General features: G+C 57.4%; 8 protein-coding genes and 1 pseudogene. 6 read left to right on the forward strand and 3 right to left on the reverse strand.

Going from position 1 to position 11,499, the window contains the following annotated elements:
- The 3 genes from C5O24_RS07475 to C5O24_RS07485 form a co-directional block, all read left to right on the forward strand.
- The coding region (locus C5O24_RS07475; protein WP_153061367.1) for an AAA family ATPase at nucleotides 1-600 on the forward strand (600 nt) is incomplete at its 5' end.
- Nucleotides 601-620: 20 nt separating this feature from the next.
- Nucleotides 621-1,109 (forward strand): hypothetical protein, encoded by a 489-nt coding sequence (locus C5O24_RS07480; RefSeq protein WP_107034959.1) that lies wholly within the window; start codon nucleotides 621-623, stop codon nucleotides 1,107-1,109.
- 79 nt (nucleotides 1,110-1,188) lie between these two features.
- The gene (locus C5O24_RS07485) at nucleotides 1,189-1,548 is read left to right on the forward strand and encodes a DUF488 domain-containing protein (protein WP_107034958.1); all 360 of its coding nucleotides are present in this window, start codon (nucleotides 1,189-1,191) and stop codon (nucleotides 1,546-1,548) included.
- Between the two features lie 5 nt (nucleotides 1,549-1,553).
- On the opposite strand, the gene C5O24_RS07490 is transcribed toward C5O24_RS07485, so the two are convergent.
- Nucleotides 1,554-3,740, reverse strand: coding sequence for a beta-N-acetylhexosaminidase (locus C5O24_RS07490; RefSeq protein ID WP_107035073.1), 2,187 nt, complete (start codon nucleotides 3,738-3,740; stop codon nucleotides 1,554-1,556).
- Nucleotides 3,741-4,004: 264 nt separating this feature from the next.
- On the opposite strand from C5O24_RS07490, the pseudogene C5O24_RS07495 reads away from it, so the two are divergent.
- The 3 genes and pseudogenes from C5O24_RS07495 to C5O24_RS07505 form a co-directional block, all read left to right on the forward strand.
- Nucleotides 4,005-4,679 (forward strand): annotated as a pseudogene (locus C5O24_RS07495) (succinate dehydrogenase cytochrome b subunit); the annotation flags it as partial.
- Between the two features lie 237 nt (nucleotides 4,680-4,916).
- Nucleotides 4,917-6,902, forward strand: coding sequence for a fumarate reductase/succinate dehydrogenase flavoprotein subunit (locus C5O24_RS07500; protein WP_107035072.1), 1,986 nt, complete (start codon nucleotides 4,917-4,919; stop codon nucleotides 6,900-6,902).
- A 27-nt stretch (nucleotides 6,903-6,929) separates the two neighbouring features.
- Nucleotides 6,930-7,685 (forward strand): succinate dehydrogenase/fumarate reductase iron-sulfur subunit, encoded by a 756-nt coding sequence (locus C5O24_RS07505; RefSeq protein WP_107681664.1) that lies wholly within the window; start codon nucleotides 6,930-6,932, stop codon nucleotides 7,683-7,685.
- 145 nt (nucleotides 7,686-7,830) lie between these two features.
- Here C5O24_RS07505 and C5O24_RS07510 read toward each other — a convergent pair whose 3' ends face one another.
- Together C5O24_RS07510 and mfd are read right to left on the reverse strand one after the other, a co-directional pair.
- A complete protein-coding gene (locus C5O24_RS07510; RefSeq protein ID WP_107034955.1) occupies nucleotides 7,831-8,352 on the reverse strand; it encodes a PepSY-like domain-containing protein in 522 nt (173 codons plus the stop codon).
- A 66-nt stretch (nucleotides 8,353-8,418) separates the two neighbouring features.
- Nucleotides 8,419-11,499 (reverse strand): transcription-repair coupling factor (mfd, locus tag C5O24_RS07515; RefSeq protein WP_107681665.1); only part of this gene is annotated, 3,081 nt, incomplete at its 5' end.

Consider the following 11,499-nt stretch of genomic DNA (forward strand, 5'->3'; position numbering starts at 1 on the left):
AAACCTTACTCGTTTGTGCTCTTCGACGAGATCGTAAAGGCGCATCCCGACGTGTTCAACATATTGCTGCAGGTGCTCGACGTCGGACGTCTGACCGACAACAAGCGACGTCTTGTCAACTTCAAGAACACCATCATCATCATGACCTCCAACATGGGATCGAACGTGATTCGCGACAATTTCTCGAAGATGACGCCCGAGAACCGCGCCGAAACCATCGAAACCACAAAGAACGAGGTTCTCGAGATGCTGAAACAGACCATACGGCCGGAATTCCTCAACCGCATAGACGAGATCATAATGTTCACCCCGCTCAACGAGGCCGAGATAGAGGAGATCGTAGGGCTGCAGATCAAGTCGATACAGAAGATGCTCGCCGCCAACGGCGTGACACTCGAAGTGACGCCTGCCGCGCTCCATTTCCTGGCCGAGGAGGGATATGATCCTGAATTCGGCGCCCGCCCGGTGAAACGCGCCATACACCGCCTGGTGCTCAACCAGCTGTCGAAGGACATCCTGGCTCAGAAAGTAGACCGCGACCATCCGATAGTGATCGACTATCAGGAGGGGGACGACGCCGGACTCGTGTTCAGAAACTAAACACTACAAACCACACAATCATGAAAAAGATCATACACCTTCTGATGGCCGCCCTGCCGCTGCTCGGCATGACAGCCTGCAGCGACGACGACAAGGATCTGCCTGCCGTAGACATCAACATCGAATATGCCGGAGCGAAAAAGATCGACGGCACAATCTACGCCGTGGCCGGCGAACCGTTTGAGATCACATCAGTGAGCTGCACTCCGCTGCGCCAGGGCAAGAAAGCCGCTATCACGGCCGTCACCTACGGACTCGACGGATGGGTGCTCGGCGCCACCAACCTGTCGCCGTTCAACATATCGATCGATACCTCCGAGCTTACCCCCGGCAAGCATGTCATGTCGATGTCTATGATCATAGCCGAGGTGGACTGCGAGATAGCAACCGGATATATGGCCTTCGACCTGATCGTGGTGCCGACCGCAGAGGATCTGCCCGACACCGCTCCCGACGAGGATACATCATCAGGCACAGGCCAGTTTACAGCCAGCCCCGACATACAATAGTGAGCCCCTGACACAAAATGCAGTTCAGCCGTGCCCGTCATCACACAGGCACGGCTGATCGCTTTAACAGTTTTATAACATGCAGAAGATAATCACACGCAGAGTGTACTCCGATCCCGACGGCAGCACTGCCGACGACGGCTACCGCATATTCGTCGACCGGCTATGGCCACGTGGCGAATCGAAAGAATCGTTCCACTATGACCTGTGGGTCAAAAACGTAGCGCCGTCAACCACGCTGCGCGAATGGTTTCACGCCGACCCCGACAGCCGGTGGGAGGAATTCGTCCGGCGCTACACCGATGAGCTACGGTCAAACCCGACGGCTCTTCAGCTGCGCCGCGACATAGCCGGGCGGCCTCGCGTCACACTGCTCTATGGCTCGAAAGACACCATACACAACAATGCCACAGTGCTCGCCGACTTCCTGCGGCAATGAACCGATCAGAGCTTACGGATAAACACTAGACCGGAAGTTTCGTTGGATCCGACACCGTTGCGCTCCACCACGACTGTAAACGGAGTGCCGGCTTCGAACGCATCGACATCAAACCGGTAGGTGGCCGTCTGTCCGGGCTTGACAGTATAGTCGCCATCGACATCAGCGAGTTGCTCGTCGCGCTTCATGAGCTTCAGGCGTCCGAAGTGTATGTCGCCTCCCTTTTCAGGGATAAAAGTAATTTCATACGATCCGTTGCCCGAGATCTTGCCTATGACGTCGATGTTCCATGGCGTGGCGACGGTCTGCACCTGAAGCGGCTGCCACTGCCCCGCTATGGCTCCATAGCGTTCGTAACGCGAATAATCCGGGGCGAAGTATGTCGGAAGCGACACCCTGCGTCCATGGACCGTGACAGCGTGGAAATCGGATCTGGAGGGCGCTACCACCTTGCCGCCTTTATAAAGCGCTGAATGGACGGTGGGATACGTGCCGTCGGTGGTATAGCGGATCTCGCTCCCCTCGATCGACGGCTCCAGCACAAACTCCCACTCACCCGAGGGGAGCTCCTTCATGGAGGTTATCGACGGTTCCGGCACACGATAGGCAGCGCCCATGGCGTCGAGGCGACCAAAATGTGTCATGACCCTGCGGCGGAAATCGGGCCACGAACGGCGGCTTTCCTTATCCCATGCCACCTCGGCCACTGCGAGCAGTCGCGGGAAGGTGAGATAGTCGACATAGGCCTCCGAACGGTTTTCGTCGAGCTGCGGCAGTTCCTGAAGCACTGTGCCGTGAATAAACTGATCGCTCCACAGGCATCCCTGCACGCCGATCACCGACGAGCTGTCGGAATAGTCGTTGACAGGCATCGAATAGGCCTTTTCGAGCGATATCGGCGGCATCCATCCGGCAGCCTTTATCTCGCCGGGAGTGGAGCTTTCGGGGAAATCGAGATACATGTGTGTGGCCGGAGTCAGAATAGCCTGATGACCTTTGGAGGAAGCGAACACCGAATCGGCCACATTGTGCCATATCAGCGCCACAACAGGGGTCGACACATCGCCCCGGGTGATGATTTCCTCCCATCCTATGACCGTACGTCCGCGGTCGGCCATCATGCGCGCCACCGTATCGGTCAGCCATCCCTGCAGCTCCGAAGCCTTCGACAACCCCTCGCGCTTGAGCAGCGCCTGACAGTCGGGACACTCCTTCCAGCGGTCGTAGACAGCCTCGTCGCCACCTATGTTGATGTACTTGGATGGGAACAGCTCGACGGTTTCATCGAGTATGTCGAAGAGGAACTTCATGGAACTTTCCTTGCCCACGCAAAGAAGATCGCGACTGATGAAATGCTGACGCGGCAGCTCATGCTGCAGACCTGTGCACGACAGCCACGGATAGGCTACTACAGCCGACAGTATGTGAGCCGGGAACTCTATCTCGGGAATAATCTCGACGTTGCGTAGCCGACCATACTCTATGATGTCGCGGATCTGATCCTGAGTGTAATATCCTCCGAGGCGCGACGGACCCGTTCCGGCGTATGCGCCCACTTCCGTCAGACGCGGATATTTCTTACTCTCCATGCGCCATCCCGAATCGTCGATCATGTGGAACTGCAGCTTGTTGAGCTTATACATCGCCATCATGTCGATATAATGCTTCACATAATCGACATCGTGGAAATAGCGCGCCACATCAAGCATCATTCCGCGCCACGGGCGCTCGGGAGCGTCGAAGATGCTCACACATGGAGCGTTCCACTCCACGTTTCTTGCCGGACGGTCGGAATGTATCTGCTCCGGGAAGAGCTGCAGCAATGTCTGCAATCCGTAGAACAGGCCTCCCCTGTCGGCGCCGACCACAGTGATGCGCTTGCGCCCCACCTCCAGACGATAGCCCTCCGATGCGCCTACTGCGGCGCTGTCGATGCTGAGCGCGATAGCGGCCTTGGACGTACCGGCCACGACCGGCAGTTCATATCCGGTCGACTGCAACAGGATGCTGTCGAGATACATGGCATACTCTTCAAGGCCTTCGGCATAGCCGATGGATGTCTTTGAGGTAAGTGTGAACTGTCCGTCATGCTCCTCTACCGATACCGGACGCGGCACGACGTTGACAGCGGCTCCTGCGGCAAATACGCCGAGCGCCACTGCGGCTGCTGCGATGAAATTGCGTAGTGTCATCTGTGTGTTGAAATGATGTGATTGACTGGTCATGCACCGGGAAACAAAATCCACGTGCTTCTTGTTTCCGCAAAATTACCAAATAATATTGTTGGAGAGTCCAAATATTTTTGCAGGAATGGTTAATTTCGCTTAATTTTGCACTTGCACCGGTTTTATCTACTGATAATGCATAGGAAAATCAAGATAAAACACGGTCAAACGACAAATGCCAGGCTACTGAAAATCCATCATAAAATCAAATAATTAAATTACACTTTCATTATGTGGTTAACCAACTCATCTATAGGAAGGAAGCTCGTGATGTCAATCACCGGAGCCTGCCTTATCCTATTCGTTACGTTTCACGCACTGATGAACGGCGTGGCGCTCTTCTGGCCTCAAGCCTATGACATGATCTGCGCCTTCCTGGGTGCCAACTGGTATGCTCTGGTTGCATCAATGGGTCTCGCAGCTCTCTTCATCATCCACATCTGCTACGCGCTCTGGCTCACCGTCCAGAACCGCAAGGCTCGCGGTGCCGACCGCTATCAGGTAAACGGCAGCCAGCCTCAGGTAGAGTGGTCGTCGAAGAACATGCTCGTCCTGGGCATCGTGGTGCTCGCTTTCCTGGCCGTTCACCTGATCCAGTTCTGGGCCAAGATGCAGCTCGCCGAGATCATCCACTGCGAGTATGTCCATGACGGCGTTGCCGTTCCTCCCGCTGCCGGCAGCCTGTTCCTCCACATCGCTTTCAGCCAGATCTGGACTCCGATCGTCTACATCATCGGCTTCGTGGCTCTCTGGTTCCACATGAACCACGGCTTCTGGTCAATGTTCCAGACCTGCGGATGGAACAACGACATCTGGATCAAACGCCTCAAATGCATCGGTCTCTGGTGGAGCTCCATCGTTGTGGCTCTCTTCATCGCCCAGGCCATAGTGTTCACCGTTCGCGCCAACTCCACCTCGTTTGACGAAGCCTGCCGCGACTACGCCACCAGCGTGGTATGCCCGGAGGCAGCCGTTTCTCAGGAAGCCGTGTGCATCATCCACACCGACTGCGACGGCCACACCGACTGCGAGGGTCACGGCCATCACACGGAGTGCGTAAAGTAATATCAGAATAAACATCACAACGTCACAAATATGGCAGATATCAAAAGCGTAGAGGGCATGATCGACTCTACACCCATAATGAAGGATTACGCCGACATCGAGTCCTCCAAGCTCCCCGAATATCAGATAGACTCCAAGATACCCGAGGGTCCCATAGCCGACAAGTGGACCAACTACAAGGCCCACCAGAAGCTCGTAAATCCCGCCAACAAACGCAATCTCGACGTGATCGTGGTGGGCACCGGCCTCGCCGGCGCTTCAGCAGCCTCGACACTTGCCGAGCTGGGCTTCAACGTATATAACTTCTGCATTCAGGACAGCCCGCGTCGCGCTCACTCGATCGCCGCACAGGGCGGTATCAATGCAGCCAAAGACTATCAGAACGACGGCGACTCCGTCTACCGCCTCTTCTATGACACCGTAAAGGGCGGCGACTTCCGTTCGCGCGAGGCCAACGTGTACCGTCTGGCTGAAGTGTCGAACAACATCATCGACCAGTGCGTGCAGCAGGGTGTGCCTTTCGCCCGCGAATACGGCGGTCTGCTGGCCAACCGCTCCTTCGGCGGCGCCCAGGTGAGCCGTACATTCTACGCCAAGGGTCAGACCGGACAGCAGCTGCTGCTCGGCGCCTACGCGTCGCTCAACCGCCAGATCGAGAAGGGTCAGGTGCGCTCGTTCAACCGTCGTGAGATGCTCGACGTCGTAATAATCGACGGACGCGCCCGCGGCATCATCGTGCGCAACCTCGTCACCGGCGAACTGGAGCGCTACGCCGCCCACGCCGTGGTGCTCGCCACCGGCGGCTACGGACGCACATTCTTCCTCTCCACCAACGCCATGGGCTGCAACGGCTCTGCCGCCATCCAGGCATTCCGCAAAGGCGCCTACCTCTCCAACCTCGCCTTCACACAGATCCACCCCACCTGCATACCCGTGCACGGCGAAGACCAGTCGAAGCTCACCCTCATGAGCGAATCGCTCCGCAATGACGGCCGCATATGGGTGCCCAAGAAGAAAGAGGACGCCGAGGCTATCCGCGCCGGCAAGAAAAAACCGACCGACATACCCGACGAAGACCGCGACTTCTATCTGGAGCGCCGCTATCCGGCCTTCGGCAACCTCTGCCCCCGCGACATCGCCAGCCGTGCCGCCAAGGAACGCTGCGACGCCGGCTTCGGCGTAGGTACGGGCAACGCCGTATATCTCGACTTCAAGTATGCCATCGAGCGTCTGGGAGCCGACGTGGTGCGTGACCGCTATGGCAACCTCTTCGACATGTATCAGATGATCTCCGACGACAACCCCTACGAAACTCCGATGATGATCTTCCCCGCCTCGCACTACACCATGGGCGGCATCTGGGTGGACTACGAGCTGCAGACCTCCGTCAAGGGTCTCTTCGCCATCGGCGAATGCAACTTCTCCGACCACGGCGCCAACCGCCTCGGAGCATCGGCTCTCATGCAGGGACTCGCCGACGGATACTTCGTGCTCCCCTACACTCTCCAGAACTATCTGAGCGACCAGATCAAGGTGAGCCGCTCGACATTCGACACCAAGCATCCCGAATTTGACGAAGCCGAGAAGGGCGTACGCGACCGTATAGCGCGCCTCATGGCCATCAAGGGCACCAAGAGCCCCGACCAGATCCACAAGCGTCTGGGTCACATCATGTGGGATCTCGTGGGCATGGGACGCACACTCCAGAGCCTCGTGAAAGCGATCGAGGAGCTCAAGGAGGTGCGCAAGGAGTTCTACACCGACCTCCGCATCGTGGGCAGCGCCGACGACCTCAACACCGAGCTTGAGAAGGCTCTCCGTCTGGAGGACTTTCTTGTGATGGCCCGCATGATGGCAATCGACGCTCTGCACCGCAACGAATCGTGCGGCGCACACTTCCGCGAAGAGTATCAGACCGCCGACGGCGAAGCCAAGCGCGACGACGAACACTACATGTACGTCAGCTGCTGGAAATACACCGGCGACGACGAGAAGCCCATCCTTCTCAAAGAGCCCCTCAAATATGAGGCCATCCAGGTTCAGACCCGCAACTACAAGTCGTAAAAACGTCAAGAAAAAAGCAACACAGAAATGGAAAATACTATAAGCGTAAATCTGAAAGTTTGGCGTCAGCGCGGTCCGAAGGAACCCGGCCAGTTCGTCAACTATCACCTCGACAACGTGTCGACAGGCAGCAGCTTCCTTGAAATGCTCGATATGCTCAACCAGAAGCTCGTGGAGCAGAACGAGGAGCCGGTGGTGTTTGACAACGACTGCCGCGAAGGCATCTGCGGCATGTGCTCGCTCTACATCAACGGTCATCCCCACGGCCCAGTGCAGGGCATCACCACATGCCAGCTCCACATGCGTAAGTTCCACGTTGGAGAGACCATCACCATCGAGCCGTGGCGCTCGGCGGCCTTCCCCGTGATCCGCGACCTTACCGTCAACCGTAACGCGTTCGACCAGATCCAGCAGGCCGGCGGCTACGTTTCGTTCAACTGCGGCGGTGCTCCCGACGCCAACGCCACCCCGATCTCGAAAGAGGTTGCCGACGTGGCCATGGACTCCGCTACCTGCATCGGCTGCGGTGCATGCGTTGCAGCGTGCAAAAACGGCTCGGCAATGCTGTTCGTATCGGCCAAGGTGAGCCAGTTTGCCCTCCTGCCCCAGGGTCAGGTAGAGCGCAAGCGTCGCGCCCGCGCCATGGTCAGGAAGATGGATGAGCTCGGCTTCGGCAACTGCACCAACACTGGAGCCTGCGCCGCCGAGTGCCCCAAGAACATACCTCTGAGCAACATCGCCCGTCTTAACCGCGAGTTCATCAAAGCAAAGTGCGCCGACTGACGCCGCACTTTGCATCCAATCAATAACGACGACTGCCGCCCTCGATCAGAGAGCGGCAGTCGCTGTTTTCATACCATTTCGCCGGACATCCGCTCCCCGGCATCGGGAAGCGATCGCACTGACGAGATCCCCGGGCTATGTCATATCAGTTGCCCGCAGGAGGCAATATGGGCTGCGGAAGCACGAAGTCGGGATAGACATCGGTGTCGACCGCCGTTGTGCCGCGCAGAGCGCCGTCGGGCATATAGAGCAGGTAGACATCGGGCTGTCCGGGAGTCTCCATCTCCACACGATAGAAGCTCTCCGAGCGGCGCTCGTAATAGTCGATATCGTCGACCGTCCAGTCGCGGAAATCGCCACCGGCTATGGCATTGGCCACCGGCTGCGGCAGACGCGCTATATCGCGTCCGTAGTCATACTCGGTCATGACCCACTGGTTTGACACATCAAACCATACGTCGGCATCGATACCGTCGATACGTCCTTCGGCCACGCTCCAAGACTTCACTTTTTCCCAGCCTGTCACCTTCATGGCGGGGTATTTAGTCGACAGAGCCTGCTTCAGCTCCGCGTCGGGCGAGAGATTGTCGTCATCGTTGTCGCTGCAGGCCGCAAGCGGCGTCATAGCCAACACTACCAGTGCGGCAGTTACAAATTTTCTGATCATGAATCTATATATTAATTGGAAACAAATTCGGTCACGATATTATAACATCCACGACATCACCGAAGTTCACGCCGACGGCACCGGATCAAGCTTCATCATGGCATCGAATATAGATACGGCAGCCTCCACCGACGGCACACGCGATATCACGAAGCTACGCTTGCCCTGACGATCGCGTATCTGACATCGCGCCACATTGGCCTGGAACCAGGAGAGAATGCGGCCGAATGCCACCGACTCGTAGTAGGCTCTGTTGGTGTCGTCGACAAAATGAATATACATGGAACCCTGCTTCAGAACCACCTTCTCCACACCGAGGCGACGTGCCATGCGGCGCAGTCGGGGGATGCGCAGCAGCTCGCGCGCCACAGGCGGAATCTCGCCGAAACGGTCGCGCAGACGCTCTTCAAAAGCGTCGAGATCGCTCTCGCGCTCTATGCTGTCGAGTTCCTGGTAAAGCGATATTCGTTCGCTCTCCTGCGGCACGTAGGATGCAGGCAGGAGCAGCTCCATATCGCTCTCTATGGCACAGTCGGCCACAAAATCCTGCTGATCCTCGGGGGTGTCGGCCATTACATCGGCAAACTCCTCGGTGCGAAGTTCAGTCACGGCCTCCTTGAGTATCTTCTGATATGTTTCGTAACCGAGATCGGCTATAAATCCGCTCTGTTCCGCGCCCAGCAGATTGCCGGCCCCGCGTATGTCAAGATCCTGCATGGCGATATGTATTCCCGAACCAAGTTCGCTGAAGCTTTCTATGGCCTGCAGCCGGCGGCGCGCTGTCGGCGACAGCGGCACCGACGAAGGCACAAACATGTAGCAGAACGCCTTGCGCGAACTTCGGCCCACACGGCCACGCAGCTGATGAAGCTCCGAAAGTCCGAAACAGTGCGCGTTGTTTATGATAATGGTGTTGACATTAGGCATGTCGACTCCGCTCTCTATGATTGTGGTGGAGAGCAGCACGTCGAAATCGTGGTTGCCGAAGTCGATTATGGCTTTTTCAAGCTTTTCGGGGGGCATCTGTCCGTGGGCCACTATGGTGCGGGCATCGGGCACAAGCCTCTGTATCATCCGTTCGAGATCGTATAGTCCCTCGATACGATGGTTGACAATAAACACCTGACCGTTGCGCGACATCTCGAAGTTGACAGCTTCAAGAAGAGTGTCGTCGGTAAGCGCGCTGACCGTCGTGACAATCGGATAGCGGTTGGGGGGAGGGGTGGTGATAGCCGACAGGTCACGGGCACCCATCAGCGAGAACTGCAGCGTGCGGGGTATAGGGGTGGCACTCATGGTGAGGGTGTCGACATTGGTCTTCATCTGCTTGAGCTTCTCCTTGACGGCCACTCCGAACTTCTGCTCCTCGTCGACGATCAGAAGTCCGAGATCCTTGAATTTAACCGATTTGGATATCAGCTTGTGGGTGCCGATCAGAATATCGATCTTGCCCGCAGCCAGATCGGCCAGTATCTCCTTTACCTGCTTGGCGCTCCTCGCTCTCGACATATATTCGACCCTGACGGGAAAATCTTTAAGCCGCTGACGGAACGTATTGTAGTGCTGATAAGCCAGTACGGTCGTAGGCACCAGCACGGCGGTCTGCTTCGAGTCGCCGGCCGCCTTGAAGGCCGCACGCATCGCCACCTCGGTCTTGCCGAATCCGACATCGCCGCATATCAGGCGGTCCATAGGCCTGTCGCTCTCCATATCGGCCTTCACGGCCTGCGTGGCGGTCAGCTGGTCGGGAGTATCCTCGTAGATAAACGACGCCTCAAGCTCGCGCTGCAGATACGAGTCGGGCGAGAAGCTGAATCCTTTCTCCTGCCGTCGGGCGGCATACAGGCGTATGAGATCGCGGGCGATATCCTTGAGTTTCTCCTTGGTGCGCTCCTTGACGCGGTTCCATGCGCCGGTACCGAGCTTGTTGATCTTCGGCTCTATGCCCTCCTTGCCACGATACTTGGCGAGCTTGTGGAGCGAATGTATCGAAACGAATATCGTATCGCCTCCGGCATACACGAGCTTTATCATCTCCTGCACGTGGCCTCCCACCTCAGTGCGGAGCAGTCCGGCGAATCGCCCCACACCATGATCCACGTGCACTATATAGTCGCCCGGCTCAATGGCGCTAAGTTCCTTCAGCGACAGAGCGAGCTTGCCTGAACGGGCACGGTCGCTCTTCAGACTGTATTTATGGAAACGGTCGAAAATCTGGTGGTCGGTAAACACGCACAGCTTCAGACGGTGATCGACAAATCCGGCATGTATGGCCGTGCCGACCGGCGTAAAGGGTATATCGTCGCCCCTGTCGGCAAATATGGCCTTGAGGCGATCGATCTGCTTCGGGCTGTCGGAGAGGATGCATATAGAGTAGCCGTCGGCCAGAAAATGGCTGAGCGACTCGGATATGATGTCGAAATTCTTGTGGTAGACACCCTGCGGGGTGCAACCGAAGTCGATGGACGCCTTCAGCTCCTTTCCTTCGGGCATGGCAGCGGCCGAGAAGAGCAGCCGGGCGAATCCGACGAACGCTTTGGCGAACGCCTCCGGATCGACCACCTTCTGCATGGCGTCGGCATCGCCCTCGTCGGCGAGAAGCGAGCTTTGCGAGAAGCTTTCGTTGCTGACCGCCTCGATGCGCTGAAGAGTGTAAGCTGCGTCGCGCACCGCTATGAGCGTGTCGGCCGGGATGAAGTCGAGCAGCGACTCTCCACGTGCCGACGACGCGACGTTGGCAGTAACGGCCACAGACGCTACCTGCTGCTCGGAGAGCTGTGTCTCGGTGTTGAACGTTCGTATGGAGTCGATCTCGTCGCCGAAGAAGTCAAGGCGATAAGGCATCTCGTAGCTGTAGCCGAAAATATCGAGTATTGAGCCGCGTATGGCGAACTGCCCCGGCTCGTAGACGTAGTCGACCTCCTGAAAACCATTGTCGCGCAGCCATCGGGCGGTGTCGGTCATCGGCGCCACCGATCCGCGGGCGAGCCTGAGGGTGAGCGTATCGACATCGGACCGCGACGCCACTTTTTCGGCCATAGCCTCGGGATAGGTCACCACAAAACGCAGCGACTTGTCGGAATGCCATCGGTTGAGCGCCTCGGTGCGAAGTATCTCGGAGGGCGGATCGACCTGTCCGTACTTGAT

Origin of the sequence: Paramuribaculum intestinale, from assembly GCF_003024925.1 — a bacterium.
GTDB classification, from domain to species: Bacteria; Bacteroidota; Bacteroidia; order Bacteroidales; family Muribaculaceae; genus Paramuribaculum; species Paramuribaculum intestinale.

What these genes read in the sequence shown, in the direction of transcription:
- C5O24_RS07480 (WP_107034959.1), top strand. Translation starts at nt 621, where the DNA reads ATGAAAAAGATCATACACCTTCTGATGGCCGCCCTGCCGCTGCTCGGC.
- C5O24_RS07490 (WP_107035073.1), bottom strand. Translation starts at nt 3,740, where the DNA reads ATGACACTACGCAATTTCATCGCAGCAGCCGCAGTGGCGCTCGGCGTA.
- C5O24_RS07500 (WP_107035072.1), top strand. Translation starts at nt 4,917, where the DNA reads ATGAAGGATTACGCCGACATCGAGTCCTCCAAGCTCCCCGAATATCAG.
- C5O24_RS07485 (WP_107034958.1), top strand. Translation starts at nt 1,189, where the DNA reads ATGCAGAAGATAATCACACGCAGAGTGTACTCCGATCCCGACGGCAGC.
- C5O24_RS07510 (WP_107034955.1), bottom strand. Translation starts at nt 8,352, where the DNA reads ATGATCAGAAAATTTGTAACTGCCGCACTGGTAGTGTTGGCTATGACG.
- C5O24_RS07505 (WP_107681664.1), top strand. Translation starts at nt 6,930, where the DNA reads ATGGAAAATACTATAAGCGTAAATCTGAAAGTTTGGCGTCAGCGCGGT.